The following is a 20,383-nucleotide window of genomic DNA, read 5'->3' as shown; positions in this document are numbered from 1 at the left end:
TCAATCCCCCAGGTCGATCGTGAGTTTGGTGGCCGCGAACGCCTCGGCGTAGCGCTCGTGGCATTCGATGCCGCGGATCCGCGCGAGGCCGATGAAGGCCTCCCGGTCGTACCAGGGCCGGTGCCGCTGCGACGGGTAGTGCTCCTGGAGCAGCCGCACCTTCTGTTCGGCTATCTCCGGCGTCAGCGGCTGGTACGCCGTCATGCGGCCCAGGTCGCCGTCCCACTTGACGATCTCGTAGCCGAGCACGAGGTGGTCGCGGAACGCGGTGGACATCAGCTTCGCCAGGCCGCGGTGGTCCTGGTGCGCGTCCTCGGTGCGCGGGGCGAGGACCAGGCCGGGATCGGTCCGCTCCCGCAGTTCCTCGACCGCGGCCTTGGCCTCGTCCCAGTGCGCGGGCAACCTGCCGTCCGGCAGCTTGAGCACGGTCAGGCGCAGGTCGGCGCCCGGGCAGAAGGCGGTGAGCGCGGCCTGCTCCTCCTGCTCGCGCTCACCGCCGCCGCCGGAGAGCACGAGCGCGTCGACACGGATGCCGGGCCGCGCGCGGCACAGCGTCAGCAGCGTGCCGCCCGCGCCGATGGCGATGTCGTCGCAGTGCGCGCCCACCGCGGCGATCCCGTCGAGTCGCCGGGACCCGAGCCGGATCACCCGCGCACCCCTGCGGTGTCCCGCTCCCACACGGCCCACGGGCGGTCGCCCACGGCGTAGGCGGAGTCGAGGGCGGCCCGCTCCTTGACGGTGTCGGTCGGCTTCCAGAAGCCCCGGTGCTGGTACGCCAACAGGCGGCCCCGCTTGGCGAGTTCGGCGCAGCCGTCGGCGACCAGGTCCCCGTTCTCCGGTATGTGGTCGAAGACCTCCTGGCGGAGCACGAAGTAGCCGCCGTTCTCCCACAGCGGCAGTTCGCTCACCGCGGTGATGCCTCCCACCAGGCCGTCCTCGCCCAGGTCCACGCAGTGGAAGGAGGACTGCGGCGGCACCACCGTCATCGACGCGCCCGCGTCACGCCGGGAGAACTGCTCGATCATCTCCGGCAGCGGGGCGTCGGTGAGCACGTCGGCGTAGTTGGCGAGGAACATCTCGTCGCCGTCCAGGTGGTGGCGCACCCGGCGCAGGCGTTCCCCGATCGGCGACTCGATGCCGGTCTGCGCGAACGTGATCGTCCAGTCGGCGATGTCGGTGGAGAGCAGCTCCGTGCGCCCGCCGCGGAGCACGAAGTCGTTGGACGTGGTCTCCTCGTAGTTGAGGAAGAAGTCCTTGATGTGGTGCGCCCCGTACCCGAGGCACAGGATGAACTCCGTGTGCCCGAAGTGCGCGTAGTAGCGCATGACGTGCCAGATCAGCGGCCGCGGACCGACCATCGCCATCGGCTTGGGTATGTCGTCGGACGCTCCGCTGCGCATACGCAGCCCATAGCCGCCGCAGAACAGTACGACCTTCATGCTGCGCTCTCCTTCACGACGTGACCTCGACGATGCTCAGTTCCGGGATGGGGAAGACCAGGCGGCCACCCCACTCGTGCACGAAGGACAGCTGCTCGACCAGCTCGGCCCTCAGGTTCCACGGGAGGACGAGCACGTAGTCCGGTCTGTCGGCGGCTATCCGCTCGGGCGACAGGATCGGGACGCGGGTGCCCGGGGTGAACCTGCCGTGCTTGTAGGGGTTGCGGTCGACCGTGTACGGGAGCAGGTCGGGCCGGATGCCGCAGTGGTTGAGCAGGGTGTTGCCCTTGCCGGGGGCGCCGTAGCCGACGACGGTCTCCCCGCGTTCGGCCGCCTGTACGAGGAACTTCAGGAGGTCCCTGCGCACCTTGGCCACCCGGGCGGAGAACTCCGTGTACCCGGAGAGCTCCTGCAACCCGGCGGCCTTCTCGCGGGCCAGCACGTCGGTGACCCTTCCCCCCGCCGCCGGCTCCACTGAAGCGGGGGACACCCCGTCGGACGGTTCGCCCGCCACCTCGGCGGGCCGGGCCCACAGCCGGATGGAGCCGCCGTGCGTGGGCAGCAACTCGACGTCCACGAGGGCGAGTCCGCCGCTCGCGAGGGCCCGGATCGCGGACGCCACCGTGTAGTACTGGAAGTGCTCGTGGTAGATCGTGTCGTACTGGTTCTCCTGGATCAGGGTCAGCAGGTGCTGCACCTCGATGGAGACCCAGCCGTCGTCGGCGACCAGGGCGCGCAGCCCCTTCGTGAAGCCGACCACGTCGGGGATGTGCGCGTACACGTTGTTGGCCACGACCAGGTCCGCCGGTCCGTGCTCGGCGCGGACGGCCGCGCCGGTGTCCGGGTCGAGGAACTTCGTGAGCGTGGGTACGCCCGCGTCCCGCGCCGCGGCGCCGACGTTCACCGACGGCTCGATGCCGAGGCAGCGGATCCCGCGGTCCACCACGTGCTTCAGCAGGTACCCGTCGTTGCTCGCGACCTCCACCACGAAGGCGTCGGAGCCGAGACCCACCCGCTGCACGGCGTCGGAGACGAAGGTGCGCGCGTGCTCCACCCAGGAGGTCGAGAAGGAGGAGAAGTACGCGTACTCGCTGAACGTCTCCTCCGGCGTGATCAGCGGCGGGATCTGCGCCAGCCAGCAGTCGGTGCACACCCGCAGGTGCAGCGGGTACGTCGCCTCCGGCTCGTCGAGGCGGTCCGCGGCGAGAAAGCTCTCGCACGGCGGAGTCGCCCCCAGGTCGACGACGCTCTCCAGCGCCGCCGAGCCGCAGAGTCGGCATCGTGTCATCTGCTTCCCCCATCTCTGCTCGCGCGGTACCCCCACCGCGAGCCAGTGCCTCTGTTCCCTGCCGGCGGCGGGACGTCCCCGCCGCCGGGCCGACCCGCGATCGCGGTGCGGTACCCGTCCACCAGGCGCTCGAGGCCGACGGCCGGGCTGAAACCCTTCTCGTAGCGGCGCCGGGCCGCCCGGCCGAGTTCCCGGTTGCGGACCGGGTCGGCCGTGATCGCACGCAGGCAGGAGGCGAGCGCGGCCGGATCGCCGGGCCGGTGCAGGAGCCCGGTCACGCCGTCGTCGACGAGTTCGACGAAGGCGCCGTGCGCGGCGGCGACGGCCGGGACCCCGGCCGCCATCCCCTCGGCGACCACCAGGCCGAACGTCTCCTTGGCCATCGAGGGAGCCACCACGGCGACCGATCGCGCGAGGGCTCGGCGGCACTGCTCCGCGTCGTACAGGCCGACGTAGCGCACGTCGTCACGGCCCGCGGCCCAGGCGCTCACCTCGTCCGCGAGCGGCCCCGCCCCCGCGAGCACGAGCGGCACGCCCACACCGCCGCTCGCGGCGATCTCGTCCCACGCGGCCATGAGCAGCCGCACGCCCTTGGCCTCCGCGAGCCGGCCGAGGAAGAGCAGGTGCTCGCCCGCGCCCTCGCGGCGCGCGCCCGGGTCGGGCACGAAGTTGTGCTTCACCGCGAGGCGCTCGGCCGGCATGCCGGACCGCACGAGGATGTCGCGCTGCGCCGCGGAGATGCAGAAGAACCGCTCCACGCCGGACCACCACCGCCGCCGGTTGACCGACAGGCTGACCGCGAGCGGCACCGTCGCGAGGCGTGAGTCCCGGTAGCAGCCGTGCCGGACGGCGGGCAGCGACGCGCGCGACCCGACGCACTCGGTGCACTCCCTGCCGTCCCGGTGCAGCGTGCCCGGCGGGCAGACCTGGGTGTAGTTGTGCAGCGTGGCGACCACGGGCACCCCGGCGTCGGCGCAGGCGGCCAGCACCGCGGGCGACAGGAGCGGGAAGACGTTGTGGATGTGCACCACGTCCGGCCGCTCGGCGCGCAGCCGGGCGGCGAGCCGCGTGCGGACCGCGGGGTTCCACGGCACGAGGAGCGGCACCGCGGCCTTGCCGAGGAGGGATCTGGCGGCGATGTCGTCGCTGCGCCGCTCGAAGACGTCGACCCGGTGTCCTGCCGCGCGCAGCAGCGCCGCCTCCTCGTCGACGACCACGTTCTCGCCGCTCGGCTGCGCCGACGAGTAGCGGTTGTGCACCACCAGGACGCTCAGTTCCTGCGGGTCGTGTGTGCCGTGCATGCTCGAGGTCACCTCCGTGCCCATCGCGGGATACGTCGTCCAGGGGCTGCGGCCGCCGTCGGGGGCGGGGCCGCGGCGGGTACCGCGAGGAGTGCGGCGGCCAGGGCCAGATGCAGCAGGTACGGCGAGGCGTCGCCGAGTCCGGCCTCGGTGTACGAGGAGATCGCGCAGTAGCTGATCAGGAAGATCGCACAGGCCCGCTCCAGCGACGGCGGCCGCAGCAGCGCGACGCCGCCGAGAGTGACCATGACCAGCGCCACCACGGTGACGCCGAGCAGACCCTGCTCGTGGTAGACGGCCAGCCAGCTGTTGTCGATCGGCAGCCCGCCGAACGACTTGTCGCTCAGGCCCACCCCGAACACCTTCTCCCCGGCCGATCGGGGCGCGGCGAGGAGGGCGTCCCAGACCTTGGCCCTGCCGGTGAGGTTGGACAGGCTCTCCTGGTCCTGCCCGCGCAGGAACCACGCCTGGACCGCGGAGCTGAACACCACCGCGGCGACCGTGGCGCACAGCACCGTCCAGGCGAAGAACCGCCGGGCGGCGGCGCTGGTCAGGATGAGCGAGCCGATGGCCAGCGTCAGGCCGGCGAGCAGGCCGACCGTGGCCGTACGGGTGTGTGTCAACGCGAGCAGGACGAGGGCGGGCACGATCACCACCGCGGCGCTGCGCCCGGTGGTCCTGCGGCCGAGCAGGAGCAGCACGGTGAGCCCGATGACCACCGCGGCGTACTGTCCGATCTGCGGCGGGGTGAGTGGCCACAACGCGCCCACGAGGCGCCCGCCGTAGTACTCGGGCAGGGCCGTGCCCGGTGCGACGACCAGACCGGCGGCCACCAGGACGAGCACCGCGAAGTACATCCGGATGTGGTGGCGCACGAACGTCAGGCTGTCGTCCCACCAGCGGCTGAGGAGCCACAGCGTGCCGACGAACAGGGTGAGGCGGGCGCAGCGGAACAGGGCGCCGTATCCGACCTCCAGGTTCGCGCTGGAGATCACGCTCGGTACGAGCAGCAGGGTGAGCAGGAACACGAAGGCGCTGGGCCGGACGCGCAGCCCCAGATTGAGCGCGAGCGCCAGCGCGAACGCGGTGAGCAGCGCGCCCATCGTGGCCATCTGGATGAGGGAGCGGGGCAGCGGGACGACGGTCTTCGCCCCCGCGGAACCGAGCGTGTTGAGTCCGAGCAGGGCCCAGGCGACCCCGACGGCCTTCGGCGTGCCGGTGGCGCGGTGTTCGGCACCGGACGGGGCACCCGTACCGGAGCGTGTGCCCGCCGTCTCAGGCGTGCCCGCCACCCCGCCGCCCCGCGGGTTCCCGCTCATCTCAACCACCGGCCTGCGGGTCGAAGGTGCTGCCCGCGTCCTGCTGGTACGGCGTGCTCTGCCACTGCCCGGGGTCGAGCCTGCGGCTCGTGTCGCCCGCGACGAAGTTCCACGGTCCGCGGTAGACGTTGTCGTGCCAGCGGTTGTGCTGCTTGTGGGTGACGGCGTCCGCCACCCGCCTGCCCTTGTACGGCGACCAGTCCGGATAGGTGCCGTAGTTGGCGAGGACCGCCATGTGACCGCACCCTTCCGTGCACTTGACGACGGACGTGTCCAGGACGAAGCGGTTGTCGTGGATCTCCACCCGCTGGGTCTTCCACCGGCAGTCGGCGTAGAGCGGGGCGGTGGCGATCGCGGGGCGCCTGCAACGGTCGGTGTCCTGCACGAGGAGCGTGCAGTAACCCGTCGAGGTGTTGGCCGGGCTGTTGCAGAACCGGTCGGCGTTCTCCCACAGGGTGATCCCGTTCCAGTTGTCCTCCAGGACGTTCCGGTAGATCTCGATCTTGTTCGTGCGGGCCCGTACGCGTGGTTCGCCCCCGGCCTCGGACACATAGACGGTCGCGTGCGGGAAGTCGTCGCCGCGGTCGGCGTTCCTGCGGCCCTCGACCCAGTTGTTACGGCGGATCGTGTTGTTCCTGATGACCGCGTTGTAACTGGTCTCGTACATCAGCGCGGCACCGTCGTTGGCCTCGATGACGTTGTTCTCGATGCGGAAATCGTTGTTGTTGTTGTCCGCCCACAACCCGGTCCCGCGGTTGTCGTGCACCCAGTTGCCGCGGACCTCGGCGCCGTCGACGGCCCAGAACTTGACGCCTCCGGTGCAGCCGCAGCCGGGCCTGCGCCGCTCCCAGCCGTCGGTGTTGTTGCCCACGATCTCGTTGCGCTCGACCACCAGGCCCCTGATGGAGTCCCCGGTCTTGTACGCGTTCATTCCGTACTGTCCGTTGCCGCGCAGACAGCTGGCGCGGACCCGCTGGCGGGCACCGGCCATCAGCCCGGCACCGGAGTTGTACTGGATCTTCGCGTGCTCGATCACCCACCCGTCGGCCATGTCGTGGTTGACCACGCCCTCGTTGTGCGGCGCGACGAACCGCTGCACGGTCAGATGGCGCAGGACGACGTCGCGGGCGCTGCCGCTGAACGCGTACTTGTTGGTCCTTCGGCCGTCGAGCACCGCGCCGGGCGCGCCGAGGTAGCGGTTGCCCTTCTTGGGCATGACCTGGGCGTAGGGCTCGGGGTCGAGCGTGTGCTTGCCCGGCCGCAGCCAGAACGTGGTGCCCGGGGGGCTGCTCCTGGTCTTCGCGGCCAGGTCGCCGACCACCGCGGGGTCGACCGTCACCGCGCCCGCCGGTGCCTTCGCGGGACCGGCGGCGGGCTTCTGGCACACCCGGGCCACGGGGGTGGCGGCCGTCCCGGACGCGGACGGCGCACCGGTCGGCTCCGCCGGGGCGTCCGGCGTGCTCGTACAGCCGGTCGCCGCCAGCAGGACCAGCACCGGCGCAGCCGCCCGCGACGCCCGCCGCCACCTCTTGATCACCACGCTCTCCCCCTGCCGACTAGCCGCGGAACCCGAGCACGGTGGTGAACTTCCGCCCGCCGTCGGCGTATCCCGTGCCGATCAGCGTCGTGGCGGGTTCCTTGCGCCCGAAGCCGGGGGAGTACCAGCCGAGCGGCGGGTCGCTCTCGCCGCGGTGCGCCCGCCAGCTCAGCTCCCCGGGCAGGTCGAGGACCGCGGACCGGTCGTGCCCTTCCCGGTTCCAGGTGAGCGCCGCCCGGCTCCCCACCAGGTCCGCGGTGATCGTCGGGCCGAGGTGGAACGCGAGCCGCACGGCCCTGCGCGGGCCGCGCACCTCGTCGACGACGCGCAGTTCCCGGCTCGCGGCGGTCAGCTCCACCTGGCGGCGGTGCACGGAGCCCCGGTAGCCGTCGTGCTCGGCGCGCCAGCAGGCCGGCCCCCCGTCGGCTCCGCCGGACGTGTCCGCGACCAGGACGCGGCTGCGGGCGTGCCGGGTCCACAGGAAGGGGCCACCGGAGACGGACTGGTCACCGCCGTCCAGCTCCAGGGTGTTGTGGCCGATGGTCGACCGGAAGTACTGCCGCCACCGGGGCTGCCCGTGGTAGCAGAACGTCCCGGGGTCGGCCAGCACGTCGACCCCGTCGTGCCTGACCTCCACCGAGAGGGCGTCCGCGTGGGCGTGCGCGGCGATGGACAGAAAGCCGTGCGGCCCGCCGTCGCAGCGGCACCAGATCTCCTCGGGGCCGCGCAGGACGGTCAGGCCCGCGTCGGCGAAATGGGCCGGCCGACGTGCCGGGCGGGAGGCGTCCGGCGCGGTTCCCCGCTCCGCGTACGGCCGGATGAGCGCGGCGAGCAGCGGGGTACGCACATCGGTGGCCGTCACCTGCGGCCACCAGGGCAGCCGCCCGAACACGGCGTCCCCGGTGGCGAGGAGCGAGGCCCAGCGGTCGGTGCCCGCGCCGTCCACGACCAGGCCGTGCCCGTCGTCCGCGTCGCCCTGGCGCGGCGGCCGCAGCCGGTTGTCCACCACCGCCGCGAGCGCGTCGGTCATGCGCAGCAGCACCCGGCGGACGGACGCGGGGACGGGCACCCCCGCGGCGTCCGCCTCGGCGACCGCGGCCAGGCCGAGCTCGAGGACGAGTCCGTGGTACTCGGTGGCCAGCTCGCGGTTGAGGCCGGAGCCGAAGGTGTTGCTCCGCAGCTCCCGGGCGAGGGTACGCAAGCCGTCGGCCCGCCAGCGCGCCGAGGCGGGGAACCACCCGAACGCGCAGGCCGCGGCGGACTGCCCGGCGGCCTCGGCGATGACGTGGTTGTTCGCCGAGGACCCGCGGCTGGGGAAGGCGGCGAGCCAGCGCTGGTGGTGCCAGATCTGCCGCAGCGCCACCGGGTTGTCCTCGAAGAGCGCGGCGGCACCCGGCCAGCCGTCGAGCAGCCGGCGGATCCACACCCACGAGAGCAGCCGGATGCCCAGCTCGATGCCGCTGACCCAGTGCACTCCGCGCAGCGGCGGGTTGGCCGCCCACCAGGACCGCAGGTGCTCGGCCACGCGCTCGGCGTACCGCTCGTTCCCGGTGAGCGCGTAGGCGGCGGCCAGCACGGTGAGGTACTGATGCCGGGACAGCTCCCAGATCTGCTTGATGTCCCCGACCGCGTCCTCGTCCCGGTACGGCACGTCGAAGGCGTAGCCCGACGGCGCCCGGCGCCCGGTCTTCGGGTCGTGGCCCCAGTCCGGGTCCGCGAGGTCGTCGCGGACCACGCCGAAGTACGCGACGTGCCCGGCGAGCAGCCGGTCCGCTTCCGCGACGAGACGCTTCGCGGCGTCCGGGGGCACCGCGGCGATCGCCCCCGCGGGCAGTACCGCGGTGAACCGGGCGCCCGTCACACGCGGCACGGCGGGGCGCGCCGAGCGCCACCGGCGCCTGCGCACCGCGTCGCCCACGCGGCCGCCGACCTCCCGCGGCCGCATCCGGGAGAGGCGGCGCAGGTACCAGCCAGGACTGCCCGAGCTCGCGGTCACCGGGCCTCCGCCAGGGTCACGGGCGCGCCGGCGACCAGGCTGGCCCGCACGGCGAGGGTGGCCGCCGTGGTGGCGACGAGGGACTCGAGGGGCACCGGCATCGGCCCGCCGCTCCGCACGGCCCTGACGAAGGCGGCCAGTTCGGCTTCCTGGCCCTTGTCCCTGGCCTTGGGGAGCCTCGAACTCACCCACCGCTTGCGGCCCGCGCCCCGGTCCGCGTACACCGAGGCACGGACGAAGTCGTCGAGCCGCAGCGCACGGCCGTCCGCGACCAGGTCGAGGGTCTCCTTGGGGAAGCCCGCGGGCCCTGTGGTGACATAGCTGATGGTGGCCGTGGACCCGTCGGGGTAGCGCAGCACGATGTGCAGGTCCTCGTCGCCGGAGGTGGCGACGGCGTACACCGAGACCGGGTCGGCCTGGAGCAGCCAGCCCGCCGTGTCGACGAAGTGCCCGCCCTCGCCGGCGAACCGCGAGCCCTCGGTGCCCTGTTGGAGGTACCAGCTGCCGTGCTGGAGCCTGCCCGCGTTGACGAGGTAGCGCAGGTGCGCCGGTCCCGTCCTTTGGCCGAACCGCTTCTTGGCGTCCACCAGCATCGGCGCGAACCGGCGGTTGAAGCCCACCTGGAGCCGGTCGTTGCCGGACTCCTCCACGGTGTCGAGCACACTCGCCAGCTCGTCCTCGCCGAGGGCGAGGGGCTTCTCCACGAACACCGCCTTGCCCGCCCGCAGCGCGGACTTCGCCAGTTCGGCGTGCGAGCTGTGCCGGGTGACCACGAACACCGCGTCGATGGACGCGTCGCCGAGCACGGCGTCGAGATCGGTGGTGGCCTCGGCGAAGCCGAACTTCCGCCGCGCGTTGGCCCCGGACAGCGCCGTCGTGGTGACGACGGTCGACAGCTCGACGCCTTCGCGCTGTGCCAGGTGCGGAAGGAGCATCGACGTGGCGTAGTTGCCCGCGCCGACGAACGCGAGGCGCACCGGCGACCTGGCGGCGCCGGCGCGGGTGGGCGCCTGGCCGCCGCGTCGCCGCACCGCGGGTACGGCGATCGCCGGGGCGGCCGTCTCCCCCTTCTCCCGCGCCTGTTCGGGATAGCGGAACAGCACGGCCACGGCCTTCAGGTCGCCGTCCTTCAGGCTCCGGTACGTCTCGACGGCGTCGTCGAAGTCGGCGACGTGGGAGACCAGCGGCTCCACGTCGACGCGGCCGCGGGCCACGAGGTCGAGGAAGCACGCCAGGTTGCGGCGCTCGGTCCAGCGCACATAGCCGATGGGGTAGTCGCGCCCCTGGAGCTCGTACTCGGGGTCGTAGCGCCCGGGGCCGTAGCTGCGGGAGAACCGGACGTCCAGCTCCTTCTCGTAGTACGCGTTCCACGGCAGGTCAAGGCGGCACTTGCCGATGTCGACGACCCGGCCCCGGTCCCGGCAGAGCCGGGCGGCCAGCTCGACGGGCTGGTTGCTGCCGCCGCCCGCGGCCAAGTACACCTGGTCCACGCCGTGGCCGTCGGTGAGTTCGGCGACGGCGGTGTCCACCGCCGCGGACGAGGGATCGCCGCAGGCCGCGGCGCCCAGGCGCTCGGCGAGCCCGCAGCGCACCGGATCGGGGTCGACCCCGACGACACGGACGCCCGAGGCGGTCAGGAGCTGCACCACCAGCTGCCCGATGAGGCCGAGGCCGATGACGAGGGCCACGTCGCCGAGTTGCGGCTCGCCGCGGCGCACGCCCTGCATCGCGATCGACCCGACGGTGCCGAAGGCCGCGTGCCGGGGCGCGAGGCCGTCGGGCACCGGGGCGAACAGGTTCTTCGGCACCCAGTTCAGCTCGGCGTGCAGCGCGTGCTCGTTGCCCGCGCACGCCACGAGGTCGCCGACCTTCACCTCGTCGATCCCGGCGCCGACCTGCTCGACCACCCCGCACAGCGAGTAGCCGAGCGGCGTGTAGGAGTCCAGTTTGCCCATCACCTTGCGGTAGGTGGCGGGCATCCCGTTGGTGGCCACGCTCTGCACGACCTTGGCCACCTGGTCCGGGCGGGAGCGTGCCTTGCCGAGCATCGACATGCCGGCCTCGGACACCTTCATCAGCTCGGTCCCGGTGGATATCAGCGAGTAGGCGGTCCTGACGAGGACACCGCCCGGCTTGCATCCCGGCACCGGCACGTCGAGCACCGCGAGTTCGCCGCTCTTGTAGTTCTGCACAACCTGTTTCACCGAAGTCCCCTTGTTTCTACGCCGTCAAGCGAGCGTTCTCGCCGGACCCGGAGGTCGCGCCGCGATACCAGTACTCGAGGGTCAGCACATGCCACAGATGCTTGGAGAAGTCCCGCTGCCCGGCGGCGTCCTCGGCGACCATCCGCGCGAGCGCGTCGCGGCGCAGGAGCCCGGAGCGGACGAGCACGCCGTCGTGCACCACCTCGCGCACCAGCGGCGCCAGATCCCGGCTCATCCAGGCCCGCAGCGGGGCGCTGAACAGGCCCTTCGGCCGGTACACGATCTCCCGGGGCAGAACGCCCGCGGCCGCCTCCTTCAGGACGGCCTTGCCCTGCCTGCCGACGATCTTCCGGTCGCCAGGCACGGCGAACGCCGCCCTGACCACGTCGACGTCCACGTACGGCACCCGCACCTCCGTCGACGCGGCCATGCTCGACCGGTCGGTATAGGCGAGGTTCAGACCCGGCAGGAACATCCGGGCGTCGCCGAGGCACATGCGGTTCACGAAGTCGTCGAGGTCGTTGTCCTCGTAGACGTCCGCGTGCTCCGTCAGTACGTCCTCGACCGTCCCCGCCAGGTCAGGATCGACGAGGGCGAGCAGTTCCTCCTGGTCGTACATGGTGTAGCTGCGCCGGAACGCGGTCTCCTCCGGCAGCTCGGCGAAGGACAGGAACCGCTTCGCGAAGCGCACCGACCGGTATCCGCGGCGGGCCGTGGCGACCGGCAGCCGGTCCACGGCCGCGGCGAGACCGCGCCGCAGGGGCCGGGGGACGCGCTGGTAGCGCAGCGCGAGCAAATTCGCCAGGTGCTTGCGGTATCCGGCGAACAGCTCGTCGGCCCCCATCCCCGAGAGCATCACCTTGACCCCGGCGTCCCGGGCGGCCGAGCAGATCAGGAAGGTGTTGATCGCGGCGGGGTCGCCGATCGGCTCGTCCAGGTGGTACGTCATCTCGGGCAGCAGGTCGAGCACGTTCGGGGCGATCTCGATCTCGTGCAGGTCCACGCCGAACCGCTCGGCCACGTGCCGGGCGTGGCGGAGGTCGTCGGGCATCGCCTCGAACTTGGCGTCCTCGGCGCGGAACCCGATGGTGTAGGCGGAGATCCCCGGCTGGTGGCGGGCCGCGAGGGCGGTCAGATAGCTGGAGTCGAGACCGCCGGAGAGGAACGTCGCCACGGGGACGTCGGAGAGCATGTGCCGCCGGGTCGAATCCTCGACAACGGCGGCGAGGTCCGGCAGTCCACCGCTACGGGCCCGCTCCCTGCCCTCGGCGGCGACGTCCTTCAGGTCCCAGTACCGGCCGCGCTCCACCCGGCCGTCGGGCCGCAGGCGCAGCCAGCTCCCCGGCGGCAGTTTCTCCGCCTCGCGGAACGCGCACCGCGAGTCCGGCACCCAGTAGTAAAGGAGCGAGGCCACCAGCGCCGCGGGGTCCACCTGGAGCGTCCCGCCGGTCACGGCGGCGAGCGCCTTCAGCTCGGAGGCGAACACCAGGCCCTCGCCGCGCCGGAGCAGGAACAGCGGCTTGATGCCCAGCTGGTCGCGGGCGAGCACCAGCTCACCGGTGCGCTCGTCGAAGACCGCGAACGCGAACATGCCGCGCAGCCGGGGCAGGCAGTCCGTGCCCCAGCGCCGCCAGGCCTCCAGGAGCACCTCGGTGTCGGAGGTGCCGCGGAAGCGCGCCCCGGCCGCCGCCAGCTCCGCCCGCAGCTGCGGCGCGTTGTACAGCTCGCCGTTGTACGTGAGGGCGAGGCCGCCGGAGACCATCGGCTGGGCGCCGGTCCCCGACAGGTCGACGATGGCCAGGCGGCGGTGCCCGAGGTGCACTTCGCCGTCACCGGCGGGGTGGCTGTACCGGCCCGCCCCGTCCGGGCCGCGGTGGGCGAGGACGTCGGTGAGCCGGTCGGTCACCGCCTTCCCCTCCGGCCACCGGTATGTGCCTGCGATGCCACACATGGTCTACCGCGCCTCCTGGTCGCTGTTCGGGACCCGTGCGGCCGGTACCGACGGCCGTTCCGTACGCGGCTGCCCCGTCCCGTTCTGCCGGGCAGGCCGCTTGAAGGGGCCGCGCAGCGCGGTGTGCAGCCCGTCCCACAGAGTGCCGTCGGTCCCGTCCCGGGGATCGGGGTCGACAAGCACCACGCCGATCACCGGGATGCCCAGGTCCGCGAGCTGCCGCGCCACGGTGTGCAGCCATGCGGCGCTGCCGTGTCCGGCGCGCACGACGAGCACGGTCTGGGTGCCGAGGACCCGCAGGTCGGTCCACGCCGTGCCGGGCGCGACCGAGCCGACGCCGAGCCTGCGCCCCTGCCGCGGCAGGGCATCGGCACGCTCACCGCTGACCACGGGCGGGTCTCCCGGTTCCTGGCGGCGGTGCGCGAGCTGCGGCCCCGGCAGGCCGTCGACGATCTCCACCGGGTCCTCCGCCGCCAGCGCCCTCGCGACGTCCAGGGCGATCACGCTCGTGCTGTGCGCGCAGCCCAGTTCGAGGAGCGAGACCGGTTCCGCGGAGTCGCGCACGGCGCGTGCCAGGGTCGCGGTGAGCCTGGTCCGTGCCGCCCGTGTCCTCCGCCGCCGCCAGGGCGGGACCGGCAGGCGGGACACGCGGCGCACCTCTCCGATGACCGAGGCGCCCAGGTTCGCGGCGATCTCCCGGCGCAGCACGGGCCGGTCCGCCACGACCGTGCCGACCGCGGCGAGGGCGAGGCCGAGGACCAGGCCGAGGACGAGCCCGATCACGGCGTTGGTGGCGGCGGCCCTCGGCAGGGAGTGCTGTACCGCGCGCGGGGCGTCCACGATCTGCGTACCGGCGACGAGCTGGGGCGTACCGACGCGCGCCTCCTCGGCGCGCTGGTCGAAGTCCGCGATCCGCGACGTCAGCTCGGCCCGGCGCGAGAAGAGCGACTCGATGCTCGCCGATCCCTTCGGGTCGCTTCCGGGGGACCGGTTGCCGATCGACGCGTTGACCCGGACGAGTTCGTCCCGCATGCGGTCGCGCTGGTCGAGCAGGGCCTCGGCCTCGGCCTTCGCGGAGTCCCGCATCCGCCGTACGTGGTCCGCGACGAACGCGCCGGCCAGCGCCCCGGCCCGGGCCTTCGCCTGTTCGTCGGTGTCGGCTGTCACCTGGATCAGCAGCAGGTTGTTGGTCAGGCCGGTGCCCCGGTAGTCCCGCAGGAAGTCCTCCGGTCTCTCGGTGGACCCGAGGGAATCGAGGGCCCTGCTCGCGATCCGCGTGGTCCCGAGCAGCTCGACGTCGGTGCGGATCAGCGTTCCGGTGTCGTTCGGCTGGTCCTCCTTGTGCGCGACGAGGACCTTGGTCACCGCGGTCGGGGGCGGCGGCCGCAGGACCGCGAGCGCCGCGCCGGCGAGCAGCCCGAGCAGCGCCAGGGAGCACCACAGGCGGCGGCGTCTGCGCACCGCCACCACAAGCGCCCGCAGATCCACGAGCGGAGCGGCTGCCGACGACTCCGAAGCCGTGCTGGTCGTCACGCGGAACCCCCCGTCGCGGGACCGCGGGCCGCGAGCGCCAGCGAGGCGTTCTCCGGCGGACGGTCGGCGGAGCGCGCGGGACGGGCCCTGACCGGGCCGGCGACGACGACGCCGACGACCTCGTGCCCGCCGTCCGCACACGCCCCGGCGACGGCGGCGAGCTCCCCCGCGGTCCAGCTGCCCGCGCTGATCACGACCACGGCACCGGACTCGGTGCCGCGGTCGGGCACCATCGGCTGCGACACCGACACGTCCACCACCCGCAGCACGGGATATCCCCGGTGCGCGCAGGACGCGGGCGGAGCGGGAGTGGACGCCGGGGACGGCTCGCTCCTGGACTCGGCGACGAGCTGCCCGGCGGCTCTGCGGGCGATCTCGTCGCCCTCCGGTACGACGACCAGGAGAGGCCGGGGGGCCGGAAGCCGGTCACGGAGGCGGGCGCACACCCGCCGGTAGCGGATCCGTCGGCCGGCCTCGTCGCCGGACGCCCGGGGGGCCGGCAGGTCCCACCGCGTGTCGATGCCGAGGAACCAGCGGGTCCAGGCCCTCGCGCCACCGCCCTTCGGCCGGTGCGCGCCGTGGTCACCGGGTACGTCGACGGTGCCGACGACCTCCGAGCCGAGGGCCGCGGCGATCTCCGGTTCGGTGCGCGGCCTGCGCTGCACCCGGGCGGCGGCGAGATGGCCGACGACGGCGAGCAGGAAGGACAGCAGGGCCCCGCCGACCACGAGCTGCGTCCGCGTCGGCGGCGCCTCACCGGTGGGCCGGGGTGCGGGCCCCATGACGACCATCCCGGCCCTGTCGGACGCCGGGTCGGCCTCGTCCAGCTTCTTCATGGCCTCCGCCAGCTCGGTGCGCAGCTTCTCGAGCGTGGTGCGGGCCTGCACGCTCTCCACGGTCCGTCCCGGATCGGCCGCCTCCGCGAGGTCGGTGATGCGGCGGTTGGTCTCCTCGACCTTCCGCCGCAGGGCCTCGGGGCCGGTGGCCGCCTCGGGGTCGGTGGCTCGGCCCGTGATCCGCGCGGAGAAGGTGACGAACTCCTTGGCGAGGCCGTCGGCGAGCTGCTGCGCGCGCTCCGGGGTCCCGGCCGTACCGGAGAGCTTGAGGATGTTTCCTTCGGTGGCCCCGGCGCTCACGCGGTCCCGCAGTTCACCGCCGCTGACGCCCTGCCAGCGCAGGGCGGCGGCCGCGCGGTCGACCACCGACGAACTGGTCGCGATCTCCGCCTGGGTCAGCAGCTCGCGCTCCTCCCACTGCCCCGGCAGCAGGACCGACGCCGACGCCGTGTAGCGCGGCGGGAACAGCACCGAGGCGCCGTACCCGAGGAGCGCGCCAAGGACGGCGACGACGGCGAGCAGCCGCCGGCGCCGGCGGAGAATCCGCCCGATCGTGACCAGGCGAATCGTGTCCTCGCTCAACCGCGCGGCCTCCACCCTGTGCGGACCTTGGCGCCCCGCGGCACCGGAGTGCGGCCGCGGCAGGCGGCGGCGTAGGCGGCGAGCAGCGACTTCTGCGAGTTCCGCCAGGAGAGCGGCCCGCTGATCCGCTCCTGGCCGATCTTGCCCATCCGGGCCCGCTGCTCCGGGTCGTCCAGAAGTTGCGCGACGAGCCGGGCGAACGCGGCCTCGTCGTCGGCGGACGCGTACACGGCGGCTTCACCGGCGGAGACCCGTGCCTCCTTCAGGTCGAAGGAGACGATCGGCCGGCCCATCGCCATGTACTCGAGGACCTTGTTCATGGTCGACACGTCGTTGAGCGGATTGCACGGGTCGGGGGAGAGGCACACGTCCGCGGTGGACAGATAGCGCACCAGGTCGGCGTCAGGGACGCGCCCGGTGAACTGCACCTGATCATCGAGCCCGAGCTGCCGGGAGAGATCCACCATCGCGTCGAAGGCGTCGCCGGAGCCGACGAACACCGCGTGCCAGTCGGTGCGCCCGAGCTCGTCGCGCAGCTTCGCGAGGGCCCGCAGCGCGTAGTCGACGCCGTCCTGCGGGCCCATGACGCCGAGGTAGCACAGCAGATGAGGCTTGCCGCGCTTCAACTCCGGCTCGGGCGGCACCGGTTGGAACCGGTCGGTGGCGGGAGCGCTGCGCACCACGAAGACGTCCTCGGGTCTCTTGCCGCCACGGCTCACCGCGACGTCCCGGTAGCTCTCGTTCGTGGCGATCACGATGTCCGCAGCCCGGTAGGTGAGCCGTTCGAGGGCGCACACCCCCCGGTAGAGCAGGTCCTTGCCACGGCCGAACCGGGACAGGTACAGCTCGGGCACCAGGTCGTGCTGGTCGAAGACGAACCGCGCGCCGCGCCGCGTCAGCCACCGGGCCGGCAGGAACAGCAGGTCCGGCGGATTGCAGGCGTGGACCACGTGGACCGGGCCGACCTCGCGGGCGAGGCGGTACGTGTGCCACAGCGCCGCTCCGTACTCCCGCAGGTAACCCGCCGGGCCGCCGGTGGCCGCGCGCAACGGGTAGCGGTGGATCCGCACCCCGTCGATCTCCGCCTCCGGCTCGGTGTCCCGCTTGTTCCCCCGGGGGCAGATGACGTGCACCGTCCAGCCCGCGTCGCGCAGCGTCGTGCACTCCTGCCACACCCGCCGGTCGAACGGCACCGACAGGTTCTCCACCAGGATCAGCGCGCGCCGCTCCGGCTCGTCGTTGCTTCTCACATCACCAAGCAAGGCCCATGTACCCCGGTTCGTTCCGGCGCGTCTCGGCGTCGGGCAAGCGGACGAGATCGACGATCACCGGCTTGTCGCCGTGCGGCAGCGCCGCGACGACGGCCGGGTCCCTGGTTCCGACCAGGCACACCTCGGCGTGTTCGAGTACCTCCTCGACGGAGTCCGCGAGCAGCTGCGCGAGGTGCGGGAGGCGGGTCTCGATGTACTCGCGGTTGGCACCCATCAGCCGGGAGAGACTGACGTTGGCGTCGTGGATCTTCAGGTCGTAGCCCTTGCCGAAGAGCCGCTCCGCCAGCTCGACCAGCGGGCTCTCCCGCAGGTCGTCGGTGCCGGGTTTGAAGGAGAGACCGAAGAGGCCCACCCGGCGCCTTCCGGTGCGCTCGACCAGCTCCACCGCGCGTTGCAGATGGGCGGAGTTGGAGGGCAGCACGTGGGAGAGGATGGGCACCGAGATGTCGGCGCGCCGCGCCGCGTGGACCAGGCTGCGCAGGTCCTTGGGCAGGCAGGAGCCGCCGAAGGCGAAGCCGGGCCGCAGGTAGGCGGAGCTGATGTTCAGCTTGCGGTCGGCCAGGAAGACGTCCATCACCTGGTGCGAGTCGACGCCCAGCGCCTGGCACACCGCGCCCAGCTCGTTGGCGAAGCCGATCTTGAGGCCGTGGAACGCGTTGTCCGCGTACTTGATCGCCTCGGCCGTGGGGACCGGTACCCGGAACACCTCGCCGGGCAGGCCCTCGTACAGCGCGAGGACCGCGTCGCCGCTCGCCGGGTCGAGCTCGCCGACGACGGTCTTGGGCGGGTCGAAGAAGTCCCGCACGCTCGTGCCCTCGCGCAGGAACTCCGGGTTGACCGCGACCCCGAAGTCCACCCCCGCCGTGCCGCCGACGTTCTTCTCCAGGATCGGCACGAGGAGGTTCAGGCAGGTGCCCGGGAGCATGGTGCTGCGGAACACGACGGTCTGCCGCCCGCCGCGCTCGGCGAGCGCCGCGCCGATCTGCTCGGTGACCCGCTCCAAGTACGCGGTGCACAGGCTGCCGTTGGGCTCCGACGGAGTGCCCACGCAGACCAGCGACACCTCGCTCTCCCTGATCGCCTCGCGGACGTCACGGGTGGCCCGTAACGCTCCGCTCCGCACGACCTCGGCGGTGAGCCGGCCGATCCGCTCCTCGACCACCGGGGCCCTGCCGTCGTTGACCAGGTCGACCTTCACCTGGTTGACGTCCACCCCGATGACCTCGTGCCCCATGCTCGCCAGGCACGCGGCCGACACACAGCCCACGTAGCCGAGCCCGAAAACGCTGATCCTCATGACCCGTCCCTCCCCCCAGGCAGGCCCTTGCGGCCTGCGGTCCGCGTGTCGGCCGGACGACGTATCGCGTACATCAGTAGGCCCCCTGACCATGGATCACCGCACGCAGCGTCTTCCACAGGATCACTGTGTCCAGGGCGAGCGACCAGTCCTCCACGTACCGCAGGTCGAGGCGGACCGCCTCCTCCCACGGCAGGTCGCTGCGCCCGCTGATCTGCCACAGGCCGGTGAGCCCGGGCTTGACCAGGAGCCGCCGCCGGATGTCGGGGCCGTACGCCGCGGACTCCTCCGGCAGCGGGGGCCGCGGGCCGACGAGCGACATCGATCCGGTGAGTACGTTGAAGAGCTGCGGAAGCTCGTCGAGCGAGTACCGGCGAAGGACCGCGCCCACCCGGGTCACCCGGGGGTCCCTGCGGACCTTGAACAGCAGCCCCGCACCCTCGTCCCGGTCGGCGAGCTCGGCACGTACCGCGTGCGCTCCGGTGACCATGGTGCGGAACTTGTAGATGGTGAACTCGTGGCCGTCCTTGCCGACCCTGCGCTGGCGGTAGAACGCCCCGCCCCTGCTGTCCACGAGGACGAGCAGCCCGACGAGCACCATCAGCGGCGCGAACAGGACCAGCAGGAGCGCGGCGCCCGCCCGGTCGACGATCCCCTTGACCGCCCTGCGGCCCCCGGTGAACGTCGGCATGCTGACCCGCAGGAGCGGGATCCCGAGCACCGCGTCGACATGCAGCCGCGGCCCCGCCACCTCCATCAGGACGGGGGCGACGACCATCTCGGTGTCGCAGCCCTCCAGGTTCCAGGCGAGGCGTTGCAGCCGGTCCGGTGACCAGTGCGGGTCCGGTGTGACCGCGACGACGCGGTAGCCGTCGCGCCGGACGTGGACGGCGACGTCCGTCAGGCGGCCGACGACCGGCACTCCGTCCAGCCGGTCACCGTCGAGCCCGGAGCCGTCCGTCGTGCACACCGCGTCCACCCGCCAGCCGAGGTGCGGGAACTTGCGGGCCCGGGTGATGAGGTCGCTCACGGTGGCCGGGCTCCCGGCGGCGAGCACCGGGCGCAGGCACCGCCCCTCCTTGCGGTGCTTGTGCAGCCGCAGCCGGAGCAGATACCGCGCCGTCATGGTGACGATCGCGATCGCGGGGATCGCGACGAAGATCCAGAGCTTGATGTTGCGCGAGGTGAGGGCGATCCCACCGAGCGCCAGGACGACGGCCGCCATGAACAGTGAGCGGCCGAGCCGGCGGAACTCCTCGGCGCCCTGGCCGAGCACGGCCGGAGCCCACGACCGGCTCACCGCGAGCGCGCCCAGCACGAGCAGCTCGGTGCCGAAGGCGAGGATGCCCCACTTCTCGTGCCAGTTGGCCGCGTCCCTGGCGCCGAAGAAGGAACCGATCGACGCCACCACGAAGGCGGTGGCCAGCGTGTCGCTGGTGATCACGGTCCGGCGGTAGCGCTGCTCCCAGTCGCCCGCGGGTCGGCTGATCGCTCCGCTCGCCAGACGCCCGCGCGCCGACGGAAACGGGCTGGCTAACTCCCCCTGCTGCACAGAACCCCCCCAGGTCGCCAGTGGTTCGGCGTTTTCGCCCAACCCTGTTCATCGGGAGGCCCCCGCCTCCCGTATCGCCCTGTTCCTCCCCCTCGGGAGGCACCCGCCCCCCGTGCCGCGCCGCTCCTCCCCCCGGCAGGCCCGCGCCCTCCGCGCAGGACGTACCGGCCGAATGCAGCGCCGTGAGTGCAACTCGCCCTGACGCAAGGGGACTTGACAGTCCCCACCGGACTCGCGAGCTGCGCGGGAACCCGTCGGAACCCCGGGTGCTCCCCGC

At 72.8% G+C, this 20,383-nt stretch carries 14 protein-coding genes; all 14 read right to left on the bottom strand.

The features are described 5' to 3' along the window. Positions 1–648 carry a PIG-L deacetylase family protein gene (locus ACH4DX_RS07140; protein WP_398114197.1) on the bottom strand — a complete coding sequence of 216 codons (648 nt, stop codon included), beginning with the start codon at positions 646–648 and terminating at the stop codon, positions 1–3. Beyond that, positions 645–1,439: a glucose-1-phosphate cytidylyltransferase gene (locus tag ACH4DX_RS07135; protein ID WP_398154331.1), complete on the bottom strand. Its 795-nt coding sequence runs from the start codon at positions 1,437–1,439 to the stop codon at positions 645–647. Before ACH4DX_RS07135 ends, ACH4DX_RS07140 begins: the two co-directional genes overlap by 4 nt. 13 nt (positions 1,440–1,452) lie before the next feature. After that, positions 1,453–2,727, bottom strand: a complete 1,275-nt coding sequence (locus tag ACH4DX_RS07130; protein WP_398154330.1) for a class I SAM-dependent methyltransferase — start codon at positions 2,725–2,727, stop codon at positions 1,453–1,455. Continuing rightward, positions 2,724–4,001, bottom strand: coding sequence for a glycosyltransferase family 4 protein (locus tag ACH4DX_RS07125; RefSeq protein WP_398154747.1), 1,278 nt, complete (start codon positions 3,999–4,001; stop codon positions 2,724–2,726). The genes ACH4DX_RS07130 and ACH4DX_RS07125 overlap by 4 nt, the downstream gene beginning before the upstream one ends. 35 nt (positions 4,002–4,036) lie before the next feature. Then, the gene (locus ACH4DX_RS07120; RefSeq protein ID WP_398154329.1) at positions 4,037–5,347 is read right to left on the bottom strand and encodes an O-antigen ligase domain-containing protein; all 1,311 of its coding nucleotides are present in this window, start codon (positions 5,345–5,347) and stop codon (positions 4,037–4,039) included. A gap of 1 nt (position 5,348) precedes the next feature. After that, the gene (locus ACH4DX_RS07115) at positions 5,349–6,884 is read right to left on the bottom strand and encodes a right-handed parallel beta-helix repeat-containing protein (protein WP_398154746.1); all 1,536 of its coding nucleotides are present in this window, start codon (positions 6,882–6,884) and stop codon (positions 5,349–5,351) included. Positions 6,885–6,903: 19 nt separating this feature from the next. Then, positions 6,904–8,829: an alginate lyase family protein gene (locus ACH4DX_RS07110; protein ID WP_398154745.1), complete on the bottom strand. Its 1,926-nt coding sequence runs from the start codon at positions 8,827–8,829 to the stop codon at positions 6,904–6,906. A 47-nt stretch (positions 8,830–8,876) separates the two neighbouring features. Then, positions 8,877–11,084, bottom strand: a complete 2,208-nt coding sequence (locus tag ACH4DX_RS07105; RefSeq protein WP_398154328.1) for a bi-domain-containing oxidoreductase — start codon at positions 11,082–11,084, stop codon at positions 8,877–8,879. 16 nt (positions 11,085–11,100) lie between these two features. Next, positions 11,101–13,035 (bottom strand): asparagine synthase (glutamine-hydrolyzing), encoded by a 1,935-nt coding sequence (gene asnB, locus ACH4DX_RS07100; protein WP_398154327.1) that lies wholly within the window; start codon positions 13,033–13,035, stop codon positions 11,101–11,103. A 3-nt stretch (positions 13,036–13,038) separates the two neighbouring features. Then, a complete protein-coding gene (locus ACH4DX_RS07095; protein ID WP_398154326.1) occupies positions 13,039–14,568 on the bottom strand; it encodes a Wzz/FepE/Etk N-terminal domain-containing protein in 1,530 nt (509 codons plus the stop codon). Continuing rightward, positions 14,565–15,986 carry a Wzz/FepE/Etk N-terminal domain-containing protein gene (locus tag ACH4DX_RS07090; RefSeq protein WP_398154325.1) on the bottom strand — a complete coding sequence of 474 codons (1,422 nt, stop codon included), beginning with the start codon at positions 15,984–15,986 and terminating at the stop codon, positions 14,565–14,567. The genes ACH4DX_RS07095 and ACH4DX_RS07090 overlap by 4 nt, the downstream gene beginning before the upstream one ends. Beyond that, complete coding sequence (locus ACH4DX_RS07085) at positions 15,983–17,248, bottom strand: glycosyltransferase family 4 protein (protein ID WP_398154324.1); 1,266 nt, start codon at positions 17,246–17,248, stop codon at positions 15,983–15,985. The genes ACH4DX_RS07090 and ACH4DX_RS07085 overlap by 4 nt, the downstream gene beginning before the upstream one ends. After that, positions 17,238–18,554 (bottom strand): nucleotide sugar dehydrogenase, encoded by a 1,317-nt coding sequence (locus ACH4DX_RS07080; RefSeq protein ID WP_398154323.1) that lies wholly within the window; start codon positions 18,552–18,554, stop codon positions 17,238–17,240. The genes ACH4DX_RS07085 and ACH4DX_RS07080 overlap by 11 nt, the downstream gene beginning before the upstream one ends. A 73-nt stretch (positions 18,555–18,627) precedes the next feature. Further along, a complete protein-coding gene (locus tag ACH4DX_RS07075) occupies positions 18,628–20,106 on the bottom strand; it encodes a sugar transferase (protein ID WP_398154322.1) in 1,479 nt (492 codons plus the stop codon). Positions 20,107–20,383: the final 277 nt, after the last annotated feature.

The sequence above is a fragment of the Streptomyces sp. NPDC017940 genome, assembly GCF_044328435.1.
In the GTDB taxonomy this organism is placed as follows: domain Bacteria; phylum Actinomycetota; class Actinomycetes; order Streptomycetales; family Streptomycetaceae; genus Streptomyces.
This window is presented reverse-complemented; position numbering and strand designations above follow the sequence as displayed.